Annotated in this window: 19 protein-coding genes; 13 read left to right on the forward strand and 6 right to left on the reverse strand. The window is 67.4% G+C overall.

Annotated elements, in window-relative coordinates; genetic code table 11:
- Positions 1-85 precede the first annotated feature (85 nt).
- The gene (locus tag DTQ71_RS00135) at positions 86-1,318 is read left to right on the forward strand and encodes an MFS transporter (protein ID WP_109562270.1); all 1,233 of its coding nucleotides are present in this window, start codon (positions 86-88) and stop codon (positions 1,316-1,318) included.
- 55 nt (positions 1,319-1,373) lie between these two features.
- Here the strand turns inward: DTQ71_RS00135 and DTQ71_RS00140 are convergent, their stop codons facing one another.
- A complete protein-coding gene (locus tag DTQ71_RS00140; protein ID WP_109562271.1) occupies positions 1,374-2,201 on the reverse strand; it encodes a class I SAM-dependent methyltransferase in 828 nt (275 codons plus the stop codon).
- Positions 2,201-2,719, reverse strand: coding sequence for an OsmC family protein (locus DTQ71_RS00145; protein ID WP_170125251.1), 519 nt, complete (start codon positions 2,717-2,719; stop codon positions 2,201-2,203). Before DTQ71_RS00145 ends, DTQ71_RS00140 begins: the two co-directional genes overlap by 1 nt.
- Before the next feature lie 145 nt (positions 2,720-2,864).
- Here DTQ71_RS00145 and DTQ71_RS00150 point away from each other — a divergent pair, with 145 nt between their 5' ends.
- A complete protein-coding gene (locus tag DTQ71_RS00150; protein ID WP_109562273.1) occupies positions 2,865-3,584 on the forward strand; it encodes a winged helix-turn-helix transcriptional regulator in 720 nt (239 codons plus the stop codon).
- A gap of 104 nt (positions 3,585-3,688) precedes the next feature.
- Here the strand turns inward: DTQ71_RS00150 and DTQ71_RS00155 are convergent, their stop codons facing one another.
- The 3 genes from DTQ71_RS00155 to DTQ71_RS00165 all read right to left on the reverse strand — a co-directional run bounded on the left by DTQ71_RS00155 (position 3,689) and on the right by DTQ71_RS00165 (position 7,611).
- A complete protein-coding gene (locus tag DTQ71_RS00155; protein WP_109562274.1) occupies positions 3,689-6,148 on the reverse strand; it encodes a cation-translocating P-type ATPase in 2,460 nt (819 codons plus the stop codon).
- A 114-nt stretch (positions 6,149-6,262) separates the two neighbouring features.
- Entirely contained in the window at positions 6,263-6,922 is a 660-nt protein-coding gene (locus tag DTQ71_RS00160; protein ID WP_109562275.1) for a flavin reductase family protein, read from the reverse strand.
- Positions 6,919-7,611, reverse strand: a complete 693-nt coding sequence (locus tag DTQ71_RS00165) for a GntR family transcriptional regulator (RefSeq protein ID WP_109562276.1) — start codon at positions 7,609-7,611, stop codon at positions 6,919-6,921. Before DTQ71_RS00165 ends, DTQ71_RS00160 begins: the two co-directional genes overlap by 4 nt.
- A gap of 168 nt (positions 7,612-7,779) precedes the next feature.
- Here DTQ71_RS00165 and DTQ71_RS00170 point away from each other — a divergent pair, with 168 nt between their 5' ends.
- The 9 genes from DTQ71_RS00170 to DTQ71_RS00210 are packed head-to-tail and all read left to right on the forward strand — an operon-like array spanning position 7,780 to position 17,080.
- Complete coding sequence (locus DTQ71_RS00170; RefSeq protein WP_109562277.1) at positions 7,780-9,357, forward strand: ABC transporter substrate-binding protein; 1,578 nt, start codon at positions 7,780-7,782, stop codon at positions 9,355-9,357.
- Between the two features lie 60 nt (positions 9,358-9,417).
- A complete protein-coding gene (locus DTQ71_RS00175; RefSeq protein ID WP_109562278.1) occupies positions 9,418-10,410 on the forward strand; it encodes an ABC transporter permease in 993 nt (330 codons plus the stop codon).
- Positions 10,403-11,347 carry an ABC transporter permease gene (locus DTQ71_RS00180; protein ID WP_109562279.1) on the forward strand — a complete coding sequence of 315 codons (945 nt, stop codon included), beginning with the start codon at positions 10,403-10,405 and terminating at the stop codon, positions 11,345-11,347. The genes DTQ71_RS00175 and DTQ71_RS00180 overlap by 8 nt, the downstream gene beginning before the upstream one ends.
- A gap of 4 nt (positions 11,348-11,351) precedes the next feature.
- Complete coding sequence (locus DTQ71_RS00185; RefSeq protein ID WP_109562280.1) at positions 11,352-12,533, forward strand: amidohydrolase family protein; 1,182 nt, start codon at positions 11,352-11,354, stop codon at positions 12,531-12,533.
- Complete coding sequence (locus DTQ71_RS00190) at positions 12,530-13,981, forward strand: chlorohydrolase family protein (protein WP_109562281.1); 1,452 nt, start codon at positions 12,530-12,532, stop codon at positions 13,979-13,981. Before DTQ71_RS00185 ends, DTQ71_RS00190 begins: the two co-directional genes overlap by 4 nt.
- Positions 13,962-14,930, forward strand: a complete 969-nt coding sequence (locus DTQ71_RS00195) for an ABC transporter ATP-binding protein (protein ID WP_109562282.1) — start codon at positions 13,962-13,964, stop codon at positions 14,928-14,930. The genes DTQ71_RS00190 and DTQ71_RS00195 overlap by 20 nt, the downstream gene beginning before the upstream one ends.
- The gene (locus DTQ71_RS00200; RefSeq protein ID WP_109562283.1) at positions 14,927-15,889 is read left to right on the forward strand and encodes an ABC transporter ATP-binding protein; all 963 of its coding nucleotides are present in this window, start codon (positions 14,927-14,929) and stop codon (positions 15,887-15,889) included. The genes DTQ71_RS00195 and DTQ71_RS00200 overlap by 4 nt, the downstream gene beginning before the upstream one ends.
- Positions 15,886-16,407, forward strand: coding sequence for a nucleoside deaminase (locus DTQ71_RS00205; protein WP_109562284.1), 522 nt, complete (start codon positions 15,886-15,888; stop codon positions 16,405-16,407). Before DTQ71_RS00200 ends, DTQ71_RS00205 begins: the two co-directional genes overlap by 4 nt.
- Position 16,408: 1 nt before the next feature.
- Positions 16,409-17,080 (forward strand): aspartate/glutamate racemase family protein, encoded by a 672-nt coding sequence (locus DTQ71_RS00210; protein WP_170125252.1) that lies wholly within the window; start codon positions 16,409-16,411, stop codon positions 17,078-17,080.
- A gap of 146 nt (positions 17,081-17,226) precedes the next feature.
- On the opposite strand, the gene DTQ71_RS00215 is transcribed toward DTQ71_RS00210, so the two are convergent.
- Entirely contained in the window at positions 17,227-18,651 is a 1,425-nt protein-coding gene (locus tag DTQ71_RS00215; protein ID WP_109562286.1) for a helix-turn-helix domain-containing protein, read from the reverse strand.
- 145 nt (positions 18,652-18,796) lie between these two features.
- Between DTQ71_RS00215 and phbB the strand changes: the two genes are divergently transcribed.
- Together phbB and DTQ71_RS00225 are read left to right on the forward strand one after the other, a co-directional pair.
- Positions 18,797-19,522: an acetoacetyl-CoA reductase gene (gene phbB / locus DTQ71_RS00220; protein ID WP_109562287.1), complete on the forward strand. Its 726-nt coding sequence runs from the start codon at positions 18,797-18,799 to the stop codon at positions 19,520-19,522.
- Positions 19,523-19,549: 27 nt separating this feature from the next.
- Positions 19,550-21,445 (forward strand): propionyl-CoA synthetase, encoded by a 1,896-nt coding sequence (locus tag DTQ71_RS00225; protein ID WP_109562288.1) that lies wholly within the window; start codon positions 19,550-19,552, stop codon positions 21,443-21,445.
- Positions 21,446-21,461 lie beyond the last annotated feature (16 nt).

Here is a 21,461-nt window from a genome sequence, read left to right on the forward strand (position 1 = left end):
CAGGCGGGCCACGCCGTGACGCTCTTCCTTTCCATCGCGGGATGCGGCATGAGCCAGGCTCCCCAGCACACGGATTGAGCCTGTCTTGACACGAACCGAGACCCCCCGCGCAGATATCTCCGCCGGGCCGGGGCGATGGCTGGTCCTGGCCGGCGTCTGGCTGATCTATTTCTGCTTCGGCGTCACGGCCGCCTCCATGGCCCCTCTAGTCGAGCCGGTCGGCGACGATCTGGGGATCGGTAACGCACGGATGGGCCTGATCCTGGGCGCCTGGCCACTGGCCTATATCGCGGCGGCGATCCCCTGCGGCATCCTGCTCGACCGCTTCGGCGTCCGCCGGATGCTCTTCGTCGCGACGCTGGTCATGGCGGTCTCCGGCCTTGCGCGCAGCCTCGCGGACAGCCCGACACAGATGTTCCTCGCGGTGGCGCTGTTCGGCCTCGGGGGACCGCTGATCTCCATCGGAGCGCCAAAGGTCATCGCGCGCCTTTTCGAGGGCCCGGCGCGCGGAATGGCGATGGGGGTCTACGTCACCGGCCCCTATCTGGGCGGCATCCTCGCGCTCGCGCTCACCAACAGCGTTGCGATGCCCCTGGCGGGCTACGACTGGCGCGGCGTCATGCTGATCTATAGCGCGCTGGTCGCCGCGAGCGGCGGGATCTGGCTGGCCATCGCCTATGCCCCCGTGACCGCTTGGCCGACGCGCGACGACGACGGCGGCAAGAAGTTCAACCTGGGTGCCTTCGCCGAGCTTGTCCGCGTTCCCGAAGTGCGTCTCATCCTCGGGATGAGCGTCGGGATCTTCTACATCAATCACGCCCTGAACAACTGGCTGCCCGAAATCCTGAAGGGGCATGGCTTCTCGCCCGTCGAGGCCGGCAATTGGGCGGCGGTCCCCTCGGCGCTCGGCATCGTGGGTGCGCTGGTGGTCCCCCGGCTGGCCACTCCGGAGCGACGGCTCAAGATCATGGCGCTCCTTTTCGCGGCGTCCCTGGTGGCGAGCCTGTGCCTGCATTTCTCCAGCCTGGCGCTCATCCTGCCCGGCCTGATCGCGCAGGGCATCGCGCGCGGCTCGATGATGACGATCGCGATCCTCATCCTGATGGAGACACCGAGCGTCCCACCCGAACGGCTCGGACTTGCGGGCGGCCTGTTCTTCACGGCGGCCGAGATCGGCGGCGTTCTGGGGCCGGTCGCGTTCGGGGTGCTGTCGGCCCTGGGCGCAGGCTTCGCGCTGCCCTTGGTCTCGATGACGCTGGTCTGCCTGATCCTGTTCGTCATCGTCGCCCGGCTGCGCCGGGCCGCCGCATCGGCCTGAGCCTGGCGCTGAACAGGGCGTGGCGGCGGGCGGGCTTCGATTTTCCTCCGCCGGATCAACCCGCGCGTTTGCGGCCCGTCACGGTGACGAATTCGCCCGGGATCCGGTAGCTGCCGTCGGCCTGCCGGAAGCCCGCGACCGAGGCCAGGAATTCCTGCCGGACCTCCTCCCAGACCTCCGCGCCGAACCGCTTGACGGCCAGCGCCACGGGCCCGCCAAGCAGCACGGCATCGGTAACCTCGGCATCGGAGCCGAAGACCAGCACCTCGGCATGCCGGTGCTCGCGCAGACCGACGAGACCGGCGGCCTCGAAGAGCCGCGCTAAGCTGCCGGGACCGCCCGTGCCGAAGAAGAGCGGGCAGACATCGGAGGCGACGCGCGCATCGACGATCGGAAAGACTTCGGCCCAACCGCAGTTCCGCCGTTCGCCCCAGACCGTCGCCGCGACGGTGCCGCCCGGACGCACCACGCGGGCCATCTCGGCCACCGCTTGGCCGGGGTCGGGCGTGTACATGAGCCCGAGCGCACAGATCGCCATGTCGAAGGCGGCATCGGGGATATCGAGCGACTCCGCCGCCATCCGCGCGGTTTCGACATTGGCCATGCCGGTCCTTGCCAAACGCATCCGAAGATCGCGCACCATCTGTTCCGAGAGGTCGGTGGCGAGGACCTGCCCGTCCGGTCCCACCTGCGCGGCAAGACGCATCGTGACCAACCCGCTTCCACAGGCCGTCTCGACGATGCGCTGGCCCTGCCCTGCGCCCGCAAGATCGAGCAATCGATCATGCGCAGGCCGCAGCTGCGCCTCCCAACTCTCGTGATAATGCGGCGCGGCCGCATCCCAGCCGTAGCGCTGGACGCGCAATTGCAGTCGGGCGTCCATCACGCCACCTCTTGGGCGATCGACACATCCGTCGCGATGGACTGAGCATCTCGGAAGGCGAGATACCAGGGATCGTGCCGCATGGCTCGCTCGACCATCTCTCGTATTCTGGCCTCTTCCTCGGGGCTGACGATCTCGATCGAAATCCGGGTATCGCCAGGGGCGGAGCGTGCGCCGGGCATCGCCAGGACGCCCCGATTGTCGAACTCCTGCGCGATCTCGACCCGGACCCGCTCCAGACGCACCCCCTCCCGCGTGGCCGCCATCTTGATGCCGATCGCGAGACAGCCGCAGAGCGCCGCGCGCCCGAAATAGCCGGGCGACGGTCCCTGGTCGTCTCCGCCAATGGCGGCCGGCATGTCGATCGTCACCGAATGTCCGTCCTGGGCATAGGTGCAGGTCAGGCCCTCGCAAACCTCGGCCTGCCCGTGATGCGTCACGCGCGCCTGCTCGGGGCGCTTCTCGAAGACCGAGATCGCCCGGAGTTGCCCGTCTCTCGCATGGATGTCCCTCTGCATGTCGTCCTCCTCTGGGTTGGATCGAGGACAGCGTCGCATCCGGGCGGTCGAGGCAACCAGTTCAGCGACTGCAGCAACTCCACTACACTTTCTGAAGTGGAACGCGGCCTCGCTTGCTTCTAGCCTGTATCCGGGAGGCGCTCCAATGTCAGAGACCAACTACCCGAAGTTCTGCCCCGTCGCGATGGCCGCTAGCCTGCTCGAGCCGCGCTGGACGATGCTGATGCTCTGCGAGATGTGGTCCGGCTCGACCCGGTTCAGCGAGATCCAGCGCGGGGTTCCGGGCATGTCGCCGGGGCTGCTGTCAAAGCGTCTTAAGGAATTGGAGGCCAATGGCCTCGTGGTCCGGCGGACGACCGGGGCTGGCGGCCATGTCGAGTATCTGACCACGCCGATCGCCGACGAATTGCAGCCCCACATTCGGGCTCTTGGCGAATGGGCCCATCGGAACATCGATTGCGATGTCTCCCTCAAGGATCTCGATGCCCGCCTTCTGATGTGGAAAATCCGAGGCAAGATCGACCTCTTGCAGCTTCCCAAGGGGAAGCGGGTCATTCAGTTCATTCTGAACGACGCGCCGAACGCGACCGCGAACTATTGGCTTGTGACGAAACCCGGCGAAGAGACCGACCTGTGCTTTACCGATCCGAAATACGACGTGGACCTCTATGTGGTCTGTGAGTTGCGCGCCCTCACCTCGGCCTGGATGGGGCATACGCGGTTCGAGACAGAGATCGAGCGGGAGCGGATCGTTCTGTCGGGGCATGAGCTGATGGCCAGGACGCTCACCAAATGGCTGACCCGTAGCAGCTTTGCCGATGTCGGGAAACGCAGCCCCGCCACCACTGAGGCAAGAGCGGGTTAGCGCGGCGAGACCGCGCATGGCCGATGGAGACAGCGCTGCGGCGGAGATCCCTCACCGGTCGCGGCATCGGTGTCGCCGTCCCGCGCGCCCCGATCCGCGCCGCGTCACGGATCGCGGTGCCCTGTCTCCCGGCGCAGAACGGCCGCGGACAGGCTGACAAGCGCGCCGCCCCCCGCGGCGAGAAGCCAGTCGATCCCGTGGAGCGGCCTCAGGTGGAACAGTTCGGCTACGGGCGCGATCTGGATCACGGCGATGGCGGAGACCACCGGCAGCACGGTGGCCAGAAGCGCGGCTCGCGTGCCCAGCCGTGTCAGCGCCGCCGCCATCGCCGCGCTCGCGATCACCAGCGTCGCCATCGCCATCGACCGCGCATGGGGAACGTCGAGGTCGTCCCCGAGATTGAAGACGAAGCCGCCCAGGATCACCGCCGTCGCCACCGCACCGACCAGGCCAATACGCGCCCACTCCGCCGGTGAGAAGAACCGCAACCGGCGCTCCCCGCCCGGCGTCAGCGCGTGCCGCGAGGGCAGGTCTTGGAACACGAGCATCGCTGTCGGGTGGATGATGAGTTCGATCCAGACGATATGGATCGGCAGGTAGAGCAGGGGATAGCCCATCAGCGGGATCAGCGCCGCCGTGGCCACCAGCGGCGCGTGCAGCATCAGCAGATAGGCGAAGCTGAGCCGAAGGTTCGTGAACAGCTGCCGGCCCTCTGCGACGGCCCGCACGAGCGTCGCGAAATTGTCGTCGAGCAGAACGATCGCGGCCACTTCGCGCGCCGAGCGCGTCCCGCGTTCCCCCATCGCGATCCCGACATCGGCGCCGCGCAGGGCCGGTGCGTCGTTGACGCCATCTCCGGTCACGGCGACAAGCTCTCCCTCGGCGCGGAGCGCCTCGACCAGGGCCAGCTTCTGCGCGGGGGTGCAGCGGGCCACGACATCGAAATCGAAGCGCGGCCCGGGCTGGCCGAGCCTCCGTTCGAGGGCGGCGCCCTCGACGACCCGCGGCGCGGCACCGCCGATCCCGAGCTCCCCCGCGATGGCTTCGGCGGTGCGGGCGTGATCGCCGGTAATCATGATGACCCGGATGCCCGCGCCCTGCGCCTCGGCCACGGCCTCGGCGACGCCGTCGCGGACGGGATCGGAAAAGGCGAGAAGGCCCGCAAAGTCGAACCCCTCTTCCGGCTCGTCCCCGGTCCAGGCCGCAAGCCGCCGCGCGGCGACGGCGATGACCTTATGGCCCGACCCGGCCAGCGTCTGCGTCCGATGGAGCCAGACTTCGCGCGCCTCCGGGGCGAGGTCCGACAGCGAGAGAACCATCTCGGGTGCACCCTTCATCGCGACGCGCCAGCCGCCCTCGGGATCGCGCAGAACGCAGACCTCGCGCAGGCGGTCTTCCGTGAACGGATAGACCGCCTCGACCGCGCCATCCCAGGCGGCGCCACTGGCCAGCAGGATCTCGTCGAGCGGATCGGCGGTCTCGGCCCGGGACGCCGTGGCGCCGATCGCGAGCACCTCCGCCCGGTCGCGCGCGCCCGCGGGAACGACCTCGCTAAGCAGCAGCCGTCCCTCGGTCAGCGTCCCCGTCTTGTCGGTGCAGATGCAGGTGACACGCCCGATATTCTCGACGACCACCGCCCGCCGCACGAGCGCATGGAGCTTGGCGAGGCGAAAGACACCGAGTCCGAGGAAGAAGGAGAAGACGACCGGGAATTCCTCGGGCAGCGCCGCGATGGCGAGCGTGACGGCACTCAGGATCGCATCGACCAAGCCGTAGCCCTGGACGTATCGAATGACGGCGAGCGCCGCGCAGAGGACCAGCGCGATGACGAGCAGGATCCGCACCAAGTCCGTGATCGCGGCTTGCAACGGCGTCCGTTCGCTGCGTGTCGTGCTCGAAAGCCGGGCGATTTCGCCATAATAGGTGTCGCCCCCGGTCAGGGCGACGCGCAGCCGCGCCTCGCCCGTCAGCAGACGGGTTCCGGCCATGCCCCAATGCACCCCGTCGATCAGCCTGTCCGCCGCCCCCTTGGGCGGCGCGGCGAGCGGCAGTTTCCGCACCGGAAGCGCTTCGCCGGTCAGGGTGGATTCGTCGGCCTGCAAGGCATGGCCGGCAAGGATCAGACCATCCGCCGGGAAATAGGCGCCCGCCGGCACGATCACGAGATCGCCGGGTACCAAATCGGCCGCCTGGATCTCCCGTTCCACCCCATTCCGGACCACCCGCGCCCGCGATGCCAGCCGGGCCCGCAGCCCTTCAGTGGAGGCCTCGGTGCGGCGGTGGAGATAGACGTCCATCCCGGCGATGGGGATCAGGGCGACGGCCAGGACGGCGGCCTCGGTGTAATCCCCGAGCCAGAGAAACAGGAGCGCGGTCCCGACCAGGAACCAGATCATCGGATCCTTGACCGTGCTGCGCAGAATCTCCAGCCAGCCGGTCGGGCGCTCGGCGAGGATGGCGTTCGGGCCATAGCGCGCACGACGCTGGGCGACCGCGCTGTCGTCCAGCCCGGCCTCCTGGCTCCACAATCCTTCGAGCGGCTCTAGCGGGGCGGGACGCTGCAAATTCCTATCCGAGAGGGGCGATATGACATCGGGACGGCCGAAGCGCGGCCCCGTCCCAAATCGCAAACCTCGGGGCGCTGCGATACCGCAATATCGCTGACGCGCGCGTTTCGATCAGTCCGCGCGGCCCGTTCTCGCCCGCCACGCGGCCTCAACCTCGGCGACGGAGGGCGTCGGCAGATCGAAGAGATCGCGGGTTGTGCAATAGCCCTCGCCTCCCATCCGGCCGATAGCGTCGAGCCGGGTCGCGTCGGAGTAGTAGGTGTCCGGGTCGATGATATCCTCGCGGATATGGGCCATCTCGATCCGGCCCAGAACGATCTCCCGGGCGCCGCTGACCGCGATCGAGACATGGCGGCGGCACTCGAAGGCGACCGGCGCCTCGGCGATGCGCGGGCAGTCGATCACCTCGCCGGGCGCCGCGGTCAGGCCGGCCTTGGCGAGTTCGTCGACCTCGGGCGGAAAGGGCGCCGCCGTTGCCGCCATCGGCACGACATTGGCGACATCGCAGATATTGACGGTGAAAACCTCGGTGCTGCGGATGTTCCAGGCCGTGTCCTTGAACCGGCGGTCGGGCTTGTTCTCCACCCCGAGCGCAAGGATCGGCGGGTCCGCCGACAGGCAGTTGAAGAACGAATAGGGCGCCGCGTTGATCACGCCCTCGGGCGAGCGGGTCGTGACCCAGGCGATCGGGCGCGGGACGATGGTCCCGATCATCACCTTGTAAGCCTGGCGTGCGGTCAGGTCGGCGAAGCGGATCGCGCGATGGGTCATTGCGCGAGTTCCCGGCCGTAGCGCGCGAGAATCGATTCCACGGTATCGGGTGTGCCGTCGAAATTGGCGCGGTCGGCCACGGCGCCCAGATGATGCTCCATCAGGCGGACGGCGCGGTCGGTATCCTTGGCCCGGATCGCGGCGATGATCTGCGAATGCTCGTCCACCGCGCAATCCGCGGAATGGGAGTTCGCGAACATCGCCATGATCAGCGAGCAGCGGCGCACCACCTGGGTGACGTATTTCGCCAGCACCGCGTTGCCGCTGAGCTCCGCCATCAGAATATGAAACTCACCGGCGAGGCGGATCGACACCGGGCCATCCTTGCCCTTGGTGCCATGTTCGCGGCGGACATGCGCCTCCAGCGCATCGAAGCCCGAGCGCGGCATCCGCTCCACCAGAAGCCGCGTCACCTCGGTTTCGAGACAGCGGCGGACCTCGAAGATCTGGCGCGCCTCCTCCAGGGTGGGTTCGGCGACGAACGCGCCGCGATTGCGCTTGGAGACGACCAGCCCCTCAGTCTCCAACCGCACGAGCGCGTGACGCACGATGGTCCGGCTGACCCCGAACTGCTCGCCGACCATATCCTCCGGCAAGCGCATCCCCGGCTTGAGCGACTGTTCGATGATCGCACGGCAGAGAAGGTCATAGACCGCATCGGTCGTCGTACTTTTTCCGTGTTCTGCCATTGCCGCCTTTGCCCATTTTCGCCGCACACCCACGGGACGGATGCAATTTATATGCCTAATTGGATACAGAGGGCTAGACATGTCAAGGCCGGCTGTGCTTGATCGGATACTAGATCGTATCCAATTTGCGCCAGAAAGTCGGCGCAATCAACAGCCGAGGAGAACGGGATGACCCTTCGACACTACCTCTTTGCCACTGCCGCCGTCAGCGCGCTCGCGCTGCCCGCGCAGGCGCAGAACATTCTGGACTGGGGTGCGAATCGCGACATCGGCTCGCTCGACCCGTATTCCTTTGGGGACAGCTTTACGATCAACGTGCTCAACCACGTCTACGAGGGCCTGGTGCGCTATGACCGCGACCTGACTATCGAGCCGGCGCTGGCGACGTCCTGGGAGATCCTCGACGACCAGGTGACATGGCGCTTTACCCTGCGCGAGGGCGTGACCTTCCATAACGGCAATGCCTTTACCGCCGAGGACGTGCAGGCCTCGCTCACGCGCGTCAGCCATGAGACCTCGCCGCTCAAGGGCAACCTGCCGGCCTATGTCTCCTCCGAAGTGGTGGACGATTACACCATCGACATCACCCTGAACGGCACCTATCCGCTGCTGCTCAACGACCTGACGAACATCCATATTTTCGACCGCGACTGGCTGGTCGAGAACAATGCCGAACTGCCGACCGATATCGGTGCGGGCGTCGAGGGTTACGCTACCTACAACGCCAACGGCACCGGCCCCTTCTTCGTGGAGAGCCGCCAGCCCGAGGCGCAGACGGTCTTCACGGTCAATCCCGACTGGTGGGACGAGCCGCAGCACAATCTCGACGGGTTCGTTCTGCGCCCCGTGACCTCGCCGGCGACCCGCGTGGCCGCGCTGCTCTCGGGTGAGATCGACTTCACCAACGATGCGCCCGTGCAGGACCTCCCGCGCCTCGCCGCCGCGCCCACCGTCAACGTGCTCGAAGGCGTCGATCTGCGCACCGTGATGATCGGCTTCCCCTTCCGCGAGACGCTCGCCTCGGGCGCGCCGAACCCCTTCGCGGACCGCGCCGTGCGCGAAGCGATGTATAAGGCCATCGACCTGAACCTGATCCACGAGCGCATCATGCGCGGCAAGAGCCGCGTCGCCGGCGCCGTGGTGGCGCCTCCGATCCCCGGCTATTCTGAGGATTTGGATACGATCCCCGAATACGATCTGGACGGCGCCAAGGCGCTCCTGGAAGAGGCCGGTGTATCCGAAGGCCTGTCCTTCGAGTTCAACTGCCTGTCCGACGGGCTGGTGAACGAGGAGCAGTTCTGCCAGGCGATCGCCTCCATGTGGAGCCGCCTCGGCCTCGCCCCGCAGCTCGACGTGGCGCCGCGCGCGGTGCAATCGCCCAAGCGCACCGGCGGGCAGACGGATGTCTACACCTTGGGCTGGGCGACGCTGCCGATGCTCGACAGCTATTCGCCGCTGATCCAGATCTTCCACTCCAAGGAGGGCAATTCCGGCGTGTTCAACTGGGGCGACTGGTCCTACCCCGAACTCGACGCGTTGGTGCAGGCCGCCGGGCAGGAGCTGGATCTCGAAACCCGGCTCCAGCTTCAGAACGACGCCATGCGGATCATCAAGGATGAGCACATCATGATCCCGCTGCACCAGCAGCCGATGGCCTGGGCGGTCACCACCTCGGTCAGCGAGATGCCGCTCTTCCCGGACAACAAGCCGCGGCTCTGGTTCGCGCGCATGGGCAGCGACGGCTGAGCCCAGGACAGACCGGGTCCGGGCGCACGCGCCCGGACCCATTTCCTCCGGAGAGACCCCGTGATCGCATTCCTTCTCAAACGCACGGCGAACGCCGCCTTCGTGATGCTGGCCGTCGCGTTCCTCGCTTTTCTGATCTTCCGATCCTTCGGCGACCCGGTCGAGATGATGGTGAACGAACAGGCCACGCAGGCCGAGCGCGCCGAACTGCGCGAGAGGCTGGGACTGAACGACGGGTTCCTCACGCAGTATATCCGCTTCGTTACCAACGCGGTGCAGGGCGATTTCGGGATCTCCTACCGCAATCAACAGGACGTCATGGTCCTGATCGCCGAGCGCCTGCCCGCGACCTTCGAGCTGGTTCTGGTGGCGACGGTGATCTCGCTCGTGGTGGGCATCCCGCTGGGGGTCTTCACTGCGGTCCACCGCAACAGCCGGCTGGCAGATGCATTGCAGCTGACCTCCATCGTGGGGGTGTCACTGCCCAGCTTCGTGGTCGGCATCCTCCTGATCCTCGCCTTTTCCGTGACGCTCGGCTGGCTGCCCGCTTTCGGGCGCGGCGAGACGGTCGATATCGGCTGGTGGTCCACCGGGCTGCTGACACCCTCGGGCCGGGCGGCGCTGGTTCTGCCTGCGATCTCGCTCGCCACGTTCCAGATCACGCTGGTCATGCGGCTGGTCCGCGCCGAGATGCTGGAGACCCTGCGCACCGACTACGTCAAATTCGCCCGCGCCCGCGGCGTGCCCCGCGCCCGGGTCCACTGGATCCACGCCCTGCGCAACTGCCTGATGCCTGTCATCACGCTGACGGGCATGCAGATCGGCAACCTGATCGCCTTCGCGCTGGTGACCGAGACGGTGTTTCAGTGGCCGGGCATGGGGCTTTTGTTCATCCAGGCGGTGACCTTCGTCGATATCCCGGTGATGGCCGCCTACCTGATGCTCGTGTCCTTCATCTTCGTCGTCCTCAACACCATCGTGGACGTGACCTATGCCTGGGTTGATCCGCGCCTGCGCGACGACACCGCAGCGGCCGGAGGCGCCAATGGCTGATCGCACCGACATCCCGCCCGCTCCGCCCTCGCGCTTGGCGCGGTTGCGCGACAGCGACCTGTGGTATTCCTTCCGCGCGCATCCCAGCGCCGTCTTCGCCGCGATCCTGTTGCTTCTGCTGACCCTCGGCGCCCTGCTGGCCCCCTGGATCACGCCGCAGAACCCCTATGACCTTGCCGCGCTGGAGCTGTGGAACTCCGAGATCCCGCCGCTCTGGGACGCCCAAGGGCAATGGCCCTTCCTGCTGGGTACGGACGTGCAGGGGCGCGACATCTACTCGGCCATCCTCTACGGCTCGCGCATCTCGCTGGTCATCGGCTTTGCCTCGGTGATGCTGGCGCTCGCGGTGGGCCTGAGCCTCGGGCTGATCGCGGGGTATTTCGGCGGCTGGGTCGACAATGTCATCATGCGGGTGGGCGATGTGCTGCTGTCGATGCCGTTCATCCTGATCGCTATCCTGATCTCCGCCGTCGCCACCGCCGCCCTGCCGCCCGACCTCAAAAGCGCCCTCGCCGCGCCGATCCTGATCGTCGCCATCGCGGTGCCGTCCTGGGTGCAATACGCGCGCACTGTTCGCGCTTCGGCCATGGTGGAGCGCAAGAAGGAATACGTGCAGGCCGCGCGCCTGATCCGGGTGAAGCCCTGGCGCATCATGCTGCACCACATCCTGCCCAACACGCTGACGCCGATCATGGTGGCCGCGACGCTGAATTTCGGGCTCGCCATCCTGTCCGAGGCGACGCTGTCCTTCCTCGGCGTGGGCATGCCGCCGGACCAGCCGTCGCTGGGGACGCTGATCCGTATCGGCAACCAGTATCTTTTCTCGGGCCTGTGGTGGATCGTGGTGTTCCCCGCCATCCAGCTCTGCCTGATCGTGCTGTCGGTCAACATGATCGGCGACTGGCTGCGCGATGCCCTCAACCCCAAGCTGAACTGAGCCCATGACAGACCTCATCCTCAAGAACGTCCGCCCCATGGGCGCCCCCGCCACCGATCTCAACGTCACCGCCGGGCGCTTTGCCGAAAGCGCCGCCGCCGGGGCGGAGACGATCGATTGCGGCGGGCGGATCCTGATCCCCGGGCTGGTCGAGGCGCATACCCATCTCGACAAGTCCCTGCTGGGCCTGCCCTGGTATCGCAACGAGGTCGGCCCGCGCCTGATCGACAAGATCGACAACGAACGCGCGGTCAAAGTGTCGCTGGGCCTCGACCCGCGGGTGCAGTCGGAGCGGCAGGCGCTCCAGTCCGTTGCCTACGGCACGACCCATATTCGCAGCCATGTAGACGTGGACACCCATCACGGGCTCGCGGGCGTCGAAGGCGTCATGGCCACACGCGAAAAGCTGGCCGGGATCGTCGATATCGAGATCGTGGCCTTCCCGCAGTCGGGCATGATTACCCGGCCCGGCACGGTCGAGCTGATGGACGAGGCGCTGTCGATGGGCGTCGAGGTGGTCGGCGGGCTCGACCCTTGCGGCATTGACCGCGACCCCCGCGCCCATCTCGACGCGATCTTCGGCCTGGCGGAAAAGCACGGCAAACCGATCGACATCCATCTGCACGAACAGGGCGCGCTGGGCTGGTTCTCGATGGAAGAGATCCTCACCCGCACCCGCGCCCACGGCATGCAGGGGCAGGTCACGGTCAGCCACGCTTTCTGCCTCGGCGCGCCCGACCGCGCCGCCGTCGCGGCCCTACAGGAGCAACTGGCCGAGGCGCGCATCCACATCGTCACCACCGCGCCGGCCTCCGCCCCGGTCCCGGCGGTCAAGGAGTTGCACGCCCTGGGCATCCTGACCGGCGCAGGCTCGGACGGGATCCGCGACACCTGGGGGCCTTACGGCAATGGCGACATGCTGGAGCGAGCGATGTTCGTCGGACTGCGCAACAACCTGCGCCGCGATGACGAGGTCGAATTGGCGCTCGACATCTGCACCGCGGGCGGCGCGGCGGTCATGGGGCTCGACGGCTACGGCCTCGCGCCGGGCTGCCATGCGGACGCTGTGCTGGTCGAGGGTGAGACGCTGGCGGAGGCCGTCGCCCTGCGCGCGCCGCGCAAACTGGTCCTGAAGGGCGGGCGCGTCACCGCACAGGACGGCAAGTGCCTGACGGAGGCACCATGACCCGGACGCTTCTCACCGCGCGCTGGGTGGTCGGCTTTGGCGGCGACGCCCACCGCGTCCACGAAAACGGCTGCGTGCTGATCGAAGCGGATCGCGTGGCCCATATCGGCGCCCTCCCCGACCCGGTGCCGGATTGTCCGCGCATCGATTACGGCGAGGCGATCCTGTCGCCGGGCTTCATCGACCTGGACGCGCTGTCGGATCTCGACACCACGATCCTCGGGCTCGACAACTTCCCCGGCTGGAAGAAGGGTCGCGTCTGGCCGGAGAGCTATGTCGCGCGCGGCCCCTACGAGATGTATTCGGCGGAGGAACTGGCGTTCCAGAAACGCTTCGCCTTCGCGTCGCTCATCCGCAACGGGATCACCACGGCGCTGCCGATCGCGTCGCTTTTCTACCGCGAGTGGGGCGAAACCGTAGAAGAGTTCGAGGCGGCCGCCGAGGCGGCCGAAGCGCTCGGCCTGCGCGTCTATCTCGGGCCCGCTTACCGCACCGGCGGGCAGGTCGTGGACGAGAGCGGCACGATCCGCGCGATATATGACGAGGCGCGAGGCCTTGCCGGGCTCGAAGAGGCGGCCGACTTCGCGCAACGGATCGAGGGACGCGCCGAGGGACGCATCCGCGCGATGTTCGCCCCCGACCGCATCGAGACCTGCACGCCGAAACTCCTGAGACGCACCGCCGCGATCGCCGCCGAGATGGGCGCGCCCGTGCGACAGCATTGCTTGCAATCGGAGATCGAGCTGCGGCTGGTGCGCGACCAGCATGGCGTGAGCCCGATCCGCTTCCTCGCGGAGAACGGCGCGCTGGCGTCGAACTGGCTCCTGCCGCACGGCACCAACGCCACCGAGGAGGATATCGCGCTGATCCGCGACGCGGGCGCGGCGCTGGTGCATTGCCCGCTTGTGGCCGCGCGTCACGGGGGGATGCTGCGCTCCCTGCCCCGCTGGCTGGAGGCTGGCATCACCGTGGGCATGGGCACCGATACCTGGCCGCCCGACATGATCCTCAACATGCAGCTCGGCCTGATGACCGCGCGCCTCGCCGATGGCCACGACGCAATCCGCTCCGAGGCGCTGTTCGATGCGGCGACACTGGGCGGGGCGCGGGCGCTCGGGCGCGACGACATCGGCCGGCTCGCGCCGGGCGCCAAGGCGGATATCGCCGTGATCGACCTGAGCGGCGCATTGCAGACCCCGGACCCGATCCAGACCCTGATGACCTCCTGCGCCGGGCGCGACGTGCGCGATGTCTGGATCGACGGGCGGCGGGTGATGGCCGACGGCGTCATCCCCGGCAGCGACCTCGTCGCCGATACCGCCCGCGCGCAGGCGCAATTCGACGGGCTGGTCGCGAAATACCCCGACCGGACGCTGGGCCACCCGCCCATGAACGAGATATTCGAGCCGTCTTATGAGAGGGTTACCCATGACCGACACCGTCCTTGACGTGCGCGATCTGAGGGTCGAGTTTCCAACCCGCCGCGGCGTCCTGACCGCGCTGGATGGGGTCTCGCTCTCGATCCGGCGCGGCGAGATCCTCGGCGTGGTCGGCGAAAGCGGCGCGGGCAAGAGCATGACCGGCATGGCCATCCTCGGCCTGCTGGAGCCCCCGGGCCGCATCGCCGGCGGCGAGATCCACCTCTCCGGCGACCGGATCGACACGCTGAGCGAGTCCGAGATGGAGCAGGTGCGCGGCCGCCGGATCGGCGCGATCTTCCAGGACCCGCTCACATCGCTCAACCCGCTCTTCCGGGTGGGCGACCAGCTGATCGAGACCATCCGCCTGCATACCGACCTGACCCGCGACCAGGCCGGGCAGCGCGCGCTGGGCCTGCTGCGCGAAGTCGGGATCCCCGCCCCCGAAGACCGCATGAACAGCTTTCCACACCAGTTCTCGGGCGGCATGCGGCAGCGGGTCGTGATCGCGCTGGCGCTCTGCGCCGAGCCGGAGCTGATCGTCGCCGACGAACCCACGACCGCGCTCGACGTCTCGATCCAGGCGCAGATCACAGCGCTCCTGCGCCAGCTCTGCACCGAGCGGGGCACGGCCGTGATGCTGGTCACGCATGACATGGGCGTGATCGCCGAAACCGCCGACCGCGTGGCGGTGATGTATGCTGGACGGCTGGTCGAAACCGGGCCGGTCGACGATGTCGTCCGCCGCCCCCAGCACCCCTATACCGCCGGTCTGATGGGATCGATCCCGGGCCTGCGCAGCGATGTGGAGGAACTCAGCATGATCCCCGGAAGCATGCCGCGTCTCGACGCGATCCCGCCCGGCTGCGCCTTCAACCCGCGCTGCGACAAGGCCGGGCCGCGCTGCCGCCGCGAAGCGCCGCGCATCACGGGCGAAGGCGCCGCCTGCTGGCTCGCCATGGAAGGAAGCACCGCATGACCCGCGCCGATGCCATCCTCGAAGTCGATGCGCTGGAACGGCGCTTCGACGTCTCCGCGCCCTGGCTCAACCGTTTGCTGGAAAACAAGCCGCGCCGCGTGTTGCGCGCCGTCGACGGGGTCGATTTCCAGATCGAGCGCGGCAAGACGCTGGCCCTCGTCGGCGAATCCGGCTGCGGCAAGAGCACCATCGCCAAGCTGGTGACGGGGCTGCATCCGCCCTCGGACGGCGCGATCCGCTTTCACGGCGACCGCGACCGGGTGCAGATGATCTTCCAGGACCCCTATGCCTCGCTCAACCCGCGCTGGCGGGTCGGCCGGATCATCGCCGAACCCCTGCGCACCCTGCGGCCGGAGACCACCGATGCAGAGGCCGAGGCCCGCGTGGCCGAGCTTTTGGGCATCGTCGGCCTGTCGCCCACGGACGCGGTGAAATACCCGCACGCCTTCTCCGGCGGCCAGCGGCAGCGCATCTCGATCGCGCGCGCGCTGGCGGGCGAGCCCGAGTTCCTGGTCTGCGACGAGCCCACATCCGCGCTCGATGTCAGCGTCCAGGCGCAAGTTCTGAACCTGATGAAGCGGCTTCAGAGGGAGTTCGGGCTGACCTACCTGTTCATCAGCCACGACCTGTCGGTGGTGCGCCACATGGCCGATGAGATCGCGGTGATGTATCTCGGCCGCATCGTCGAGATGCAGCCCACCGCGGATCTCTTCGCCAACCCGCTGCATCCCTATACCCGCATGCTGCTCGACACGATCCCCGACCTTGAGCGGCCGAACCGCAACCGCAGCCCGATGCGCGGCGAGGTGCCGTCGCCCATCGCGCCGCCGCCGGGTTGCAGCTTCCACCCGCGTTGTCCGCTCGCCAATGACCGTTGCCGCACCGAGCGCCCCAGCCGGACCGAGCATGTCATGGGCGGGCGCGTCGCCTGTTTCGCCGCCGAGGAGGGCCGCATATGAGCTACAATGACACTTTCATGCGTCGCGCGATCGAGATCTCGGCGCAGGCGCTGGATGAGCCGGGGCTTGAGCCCTTCGGCGCGGTCGTGGTCCGCGACGGCGAGATCGTCGGCGAGGGGATCAACCGGTCGCTGGCGAATTTCGACCCGACCTCCCATGGCGAGACCGAGGCGATCCGCGATGCCGCCCGCAATCTACAGACGGTCGATCTGCGCGGCTGCGATCTTTACACAAGTTGCGAGCCCTGCGCGCTTTGCGTCGCGGCCATGGCCATCGCCGGGATCTCGCGGCTTTACTACGCCGCCGACATGGCCCAGGCTGGAGCGGCGCTGGGGCACCTGCCGGAGAGCGCCCGCTTTCCGATCGATGTGGCCCACCTGACCCATGAATGCGCGCATCCGGTGGCCGAGCGCCGCATGCCCTCGGAGCAGGCCCGGGCGGCCGAGGCGGCCGCGATTCTACAGCGCTGGGCCGAGCAGGCAATGCGGCCGCGTTCCGGCGATGCGCGAGAGGGCTGACATGACCGCCGCCAGACCCGCGCCGGATGTTCTGCTGCTGAACGCGAATACGGATCGCGGCATGACCGAACGCATGGTCGCCCATGCGCGGCGCCGGCACGCCAGCTGTCGTGGGGCCACGGTTACATCCGGCGCCTCCTATATCAGCGACGCCGCCTCGCTTCAGATCGCCTCGGCCGCGGTCGAGGAGCATGTGAGCCAGCTTGGCCCGGACGCGCGGCCCGATATCCTGATCGTCGCCTGTTTCGGCGATCCGGCCGTGCGCGATCTGCAGCGCCGTCTGCCCTATCCCGTCACCGGCCTCGCCGAGGCGTCCTGCCAGCTGGCCAGCCGGATGGGGGATCGGTTCGGGATCGTGACAGGGGGCCGGAAATGGCCGCCGCTCCTTCGGGATCTGGTCACGGAGATCGGTCTGGCCCCCCGCCTGAGCGGAATCCACGCGCTGGAGCTGACCGGCGACCAGATCGCGCAGGACCGCGCCGGCGCAAGGGACGCGATCAGGGACAAGGTGCTGGAGGCCGCCTCCGCTGGAGCGGACGTCGTCATCCTTGGCGGCGCCGGTCTCATCGGCTTCGCCGAGGAACTCCAGGCCGATATCGACGTGCCTTTGCTCGACTCGGTCGATTGCGCGATCCGGCGCGCGGTGGAGATGGCGGGCGAGACGACATCCTGACGTTCATCCGGCGGCCCTATCGGCAGGGACACACCGGGTGGCGGGGATGCGGCACACGCTCAGTCGCGCCAATTCCCACGGGCCCGTTCCTCGGTATCGGTCTTCGCCCGGGCTCTGCCGGCGGCTGCCCCAACCCGCGCCCCGGTTCATTCGACCTCAAACGGCACGATATTTCGGGCGTGGTGGTCCACTGTGATGTCGCGCGCCAAGGGCGGCACGGAGCGGTGCGCGCAGTTGGAGCGTTCGCAGATGCGGCAGCCGGTCCCGATCGGCTCGAACCGCTCGGCATTCGACACGTGCAGGTCGTCGGCATAGACGAGCTGGCTGGCATATTTCGCTTCGCATCCAAGCCCGATCGCGAATTTCCGCGACGCCTTGCGGAAATCGGCGCTGCGGATCGTCTTGCTGAAGGCCAGGCAGACATAGCGCAGCCCGTCCGGCGTGCTGGCCAATTGCCGCAGAATCTCGCCCTGGCTCTCGAAGGCCGCGTGGATGTTCCAGAGCGGGCAGGAGCCGCCGAAGCGGGTGAATTGCAGGCTGGTCGCGCTATGCCGCTTGGTGATGTTCCCGGCGCGGTCGATGCGTAGGAAGTAGAACGGAACGCCCTTGTTTCCGGGCCGCTGCAACATGCTGAGCCGGTGGCAGACCTGCTCGCGGCTGGCATCGAAGCGGAAGGCCAGGCGGTCCAGGTCGTGCCGCGTCTCGGCCGCGGCCTCGCGGAACTCGGAATAGGGCAGCACGACCGCACCGGCGAAGTAATTGGCGAAGGTCATCCGGCAGACTTCGCGGGCGCTGCGGGAATGGAAGCCCGCCTCGTCCAACAACTTCTCGATCAGCGCACCCTGCTCCAGCAGTCCGACCTGATAGGCCATCTGAAAGAGGTTCGTCGCCGGGCTGGACGTGGCGCTGAGATGCAGCGTCTGCGTGACCGGATCGTATCGGCGGATCGTCCCGGCCGCCGCCGCGCTTTTAGTCTCGACCACGCGAATGCCATGGGCGTCGTTCAGATAATCGGCCAGCAGGACGTAGCGCTGCTTGTCGCTGGCCATAAGGGTGCGAGCGAAGGCCTCCGCCTCCCGGTCGAGCTCGTCTATGTAGTTGTCCTTGTAATGGAAATAGTCCCGCACCTCCTCGTAGGGGATGGGCGTGGTGGCGGATTCGGTCGCGGAGAGCGTCGTGTCGAGCTGGCCGAGCTGCTCGCGGGTTTTCTGATAGACCTGATAGAGACCGAGAAAGGCGCGGACCATGTTCGGCGTGTTCGAGGTCGCGATCTTGAGCTCTTGCGGCTGGATCCGGGTATCCGCGAAGACCGGGTCGGACAGGATCTCGCCCAGATCGACGGCGATCTTGCCGGATTCGTCGAGCGCCAGATCCGAGAGATCGAAGTCGAAGCCGTTGAACAGCGCCAGGATCACCGAGGCGGAGAGCGACCGATGGTTGTTCTCGATCTGGTTGAGGTAGCTTGTCGAAATCCCGAGCCGCCGCGCGAATTCCGCCTGGGTCATCTTGTGAGACTGGCGCAGGTGGCGAACACGGGCGCCTGCAAAGATCTTTCGGAGATCGTCGCTCATTCACTTTTTCGCATTTTGCACACGGCATTTTGCTAACTTTCACAACGTAACACGTTCAGCCCTCGACGGATAGAGAAACCGGAGCATAGGGCTTTGGTTAACGCATCCCTCGCGGGATGGCGCAGGCCCCAAGGAGACGTGGACGATGGCGAAAGTAGCATTGGTCACAGGCGGCACGCGCGGCATTGGTGCGGCGATCAGCACGGGATTGGCCGCGGCGGGCTACCGCGTCGCCGCCAATTACGCCGGAAACGACGACGCCGCTTCCCGTTTCTCCGAGGAGACCGGCATCAAGACCTACAAATGGTCGGTCGGCGATTATGCGGCCTGTATCGAAGGCGTCGCCAAAGTCGAGGCCGATCTCGGCCCCGTCGACATCCTCGTGAACAATGCCGGCATCACCCGCGACGGCATGTTCCACAAGATGACCAAGGAAAAGTGGGACGCGGTCATCAACACCAATCTCAACGGCCTCTTCCACATGACGCACCCGGTCTGGGCGGGAATGCGCGATCGCAAGTTCGGCCGGGTGATCAACATCTCGTCGGTCAACGGGCAGAAGGGACAGGCGGGACAGTCCAACTATTCCGCCGCCAAGGCTGGCGATCTCGGCTTCACCCGGGCGCTGGCCCAAGAAGGCGCGCGCGCGGGCATCACCGTCAACGCGGTCTGCCCGGGATATATCGGCACCGAGATGGTCCGCGCCATCGACGAGGACGTGCTCAACAAGCACATTCTGCCGCAGATCCCCGTGGGCCGCTTGGGCGAGCCCGAGGAAATCGCGCGCTGCGTCGTGTTTTTGGCCTCGGACGACGCCGGCTTTATCAATGGATCGACGATTTCCGCGAATGGCGGGCAGTTCTTCAGCTGACCGCCATCGCAAAAGGAGGAGGAAGACATGGGACAGTACGCAGAGGTCTACGGCGCCTGGCAGAAGGATCCGGAGGCGTTCTGGGCCGAAGCCGCCCGCGCCGTGGATTGGACCAAGGCTCCTCTGACGGTGCTCGACGACAGCGCCGCGCCGCTCTACCGCTGGTTCGCGGATGCGGAAGGCAACACCTGCTACAACGCCGTCGACCGGCACGTGGAGGCCGGGCGCGGCGACCAGCCGGCGATCATCCATGACAGCCCCGTCACCGACAGCAAGACGACGATCACCTATGCCGAATTGCAGGACCGTGTCGCCCGGCTCGCCGGCGTGCTGGCGGCCCGCGGCGTGACCAAGGGCGACCGCGTCGTGATCTACATGCCGATGGTGCCCGAGGCCCTGGTGGCGATGCTAGCCTGCGCCCGGATTGGCGCGGTGCATTCGGTGGTCTTCGGGGGCTTCGCGGCGCATGAACTCGCCGTCCGCATCAACGACGCCGCACCCAAGGCGGTTCTCAGCGCCTCCTGCGGGATCGAGGGCAAGCGGGTGATCGCCTACAAGCCGCTGCTCGACGAGGCCATCGCCCAGTCGGAGCACAAGCCCGACCTCTGCGTCATCTTCCAGCGCCCGCAAGCCGAGGCGGCGCTGACCCCCGGCCGCGATCTGGATTGGGCCGAGGCCGTGGCGGCGGCCGAGCCCGTGGGCTGCACGCCGGTCGGCGGGGCCGATCCGCTCTATATCCTCTATACCTCCGGCACGACCGGCCAGCCCAAGGGGGTCGTGCGCCACAGCGGCGGCCACATGGTCGCGCTGCTCTGGACGATGAAGAACCTCTACAACGTGCAGGCCGGCGACGTCTTTTGGGCCGCCTCGGACGTGGGCTGGGTCGTGGGCCACAGCTATATCTGTTACGGGCCGCTGCTGGCCGGCTGCACCACCGTGGTGTTCGAGGGCAAGCCCGTCGGCACCCCCGATCCCGGCACGTTCTGGCGCGTTATCGAAGAGCATGACGTGAAGGTTCTGTTCACCGCCCCCACCGCGCTGCGCGCCATCAAGCGCGAGGACCCCGAGGCGGCCTATCTCAAGAAATACGACCTCAGCGGCCTTCAGGCGCTGTTCCTGGCCGGCGAGCGCGCCGACCCGGCGACGATCGAATGGGCGCAGACCCATCTGCAAAAGCCGGTGATCGACCATTGGTGGCAAACCGAGACCGGCTGGGCCATCGCGGCCAATCCGCTCGGCATCGAGGAACTGCCGATCAAGCCGGGCTCGCCCGCCGTGCCGATGCCGGGCTACGAAGTAGAGATCCTCGACGAGGCAGGGCATCCGGTGCCCGCCGGCACGCTCGGCGCCATCGCGATCAAGCTGCCCTTGCCGCCGGGCACCTTCCCGACGCTGTGGAATGCCGAAGCGCGCTATCGCAAGAGCTATCTCGACACCTTCCCCGGCTATTACGAGACTGGCGATGCGGGGGTGAAGGACGAGGACGGGTATCTCTACATCATGGCGCGGACCGATGACGTCATCAACGTCGCGGGCCACCGGCTCTCGACCGGCGCGATGGAGGAGGTTCTCTCGGCGCATCCCGATGTCGCCGAATGCGCGGTCATCGGCATCGGCGACACGCTCAAGGGCCAGTCGCCGCTGGGTCTGGTCTGCCTGAACGCGGGGGCCGACCGCTCGGAGGAGGAGATCCAGAAGGAATGCGTCGCCCTGGTCCGGCAGGAGATCGGCCCCGTTGCCGCGTTCAAGCAATGCATCGTGATCGACGCCCTGCCCAAAACCCGCTCGGGCAAGATCCTGCGCGGCACCATGGTGGCCATCGCCGACGGCACCCCCTGGAAGATGCCCGCGACCATCGACGACCCGGCGGTCCTGGACGCGATCGCCGAGCGCATCGGCGGCCTCGGCCACCCCACATCCTGAATTTTCGAACGAAGAG

Source organism: Jannaschia seohaensis, from assembly GCF_900116765.1.
GTDB lineage: Bacteria > Pseudomonadota > Alphaproteobacteria > Rhodobacterales > Rhodobacteraceae > Jannaschia > Jannaschia seohaensis.

What these genes read in the sequence shown, in the direction of transcription:
- DTQ71_RS00205 (WP_109562284.1), top strand. Translation starts at nt 15,886, where the DNA reads ATGAGCTACAATGACACTTTCATGCGTCGCGCGATCGAGATCTCGGCG.
- phbB (WP_109562287.1), top strand. Translation starts at nt 18,797, where the DNA reads ATGGCGAAAGTAGCATTGGTCACAGGCGGCACGCGCGGCATTGGTGCG.
- DTQ71_RS00210 (WP_170125252.1), top strand. Translation starts at nt 16,409, where the DNA reads ATGACCGCCGCCAGACCCGCGCCGGATGTTCTGCTGCTGAACGCGAAT.
- DTQ71_RS00165 (WP_109562276.1), bottom strand. Translation starts at nt 7,611, where the DNA reads ATGGCAGAACACGGAAAAAGTACGACGACCGATGCGGTCTATGACCTT.
- DTQ71_RS00170 (WP_109562277.1), top strand. Translation starts at nt 7,780, where the DNA reads ATGACCCTTCGACACTACCTCTTTGCCACTGCCGCCGTCAGCGCGCTC.
- DTQ71_RS00225 (WP_109562288.1), top strand. Translation starts at nt 19,550, where the DNA reads ATGGGACAGTACGCAGAGGTCTACGGCGCCTGGCAGAAGGATCCGGAG.
- DTQ71_RS00145 (WP_170125251.1), bottom strand. Translation starts at nt 2,719, where the DNA reads ATGCAGAGGGACATCCATGCGAGAGACGGGCAACTCCGGGCGATCTCG.
- DTQ71_RS00190 (WP_109562281.1), top strand. Translation starts at nt 12,530, where the DNA reads ATGACCCGGACGCTTCTCACCGCGCGCTGGGTGGTCGGCTTTGGCGGC.
- DTQ71_RS00195 (WP_109562282.1), top strand. Translation starts at nt 13,962, where the DNA reads ATGACCGACACCGTCCTTGACGTGCGCGATCTGAGGGTCGAGTTTCCA.
- DTQ71_RS00200 (WP_109562283.1), top strand. Translation starts at nt 14,927, where the DNA reads ATGACCCGCGCCGATGCCATCCTCGAAGTCGATGCGCTGGAACGGCGC.
- DTQ71_RS00185 (WP_109562280.1), top strand. Translation starts at nt 11,352, where the DNA reads ATGACAGACCTCATCCTCAAGAACGTCCGCCCCATGGGCGCCCCCGCC.
- DTQ71_RS00180 (WP_109562279.1), top strand. Translation starts at nt 10,403, where the DNA reads ATGGCTGATCGCACCGACATCCCGCCCGCTCCGCCCTCGCGCTTGGCG.
- DTQ71_RS00140 (WP_109562271.1), bottom strand. Translation starts at nt 2,201, where the DNA reads ATGGACGCCCGACTGCAATTGCGCGTCCAGCGCTACGGCTGGGATGCG.
- DTQ71_RS00150 (WP_109562273.1), top strand. Translation starts at nt 2,865, where the DNA reads ATGTCAGAGACCAACTACCCGAAGTTCTGCCCCGTCGCGATGGCCGCT.
- DTQ71_RS00160 (WP_109562275.1), bottom strand. Translation starts at nt 6,922, where the DNA reads ATGACCCATCGCGCGATCCGCTTCGCCGACCTGACCGCACGCCAGGCT.
- DTQ71_RS00215 (WP_109562286.1), bottom strand. Translation starts at nt 18,651, where the DNA reads ATGAGCGACGATCTCCGAAAGATCTTTGCAGGCGCCCGTGTTCGCCAC.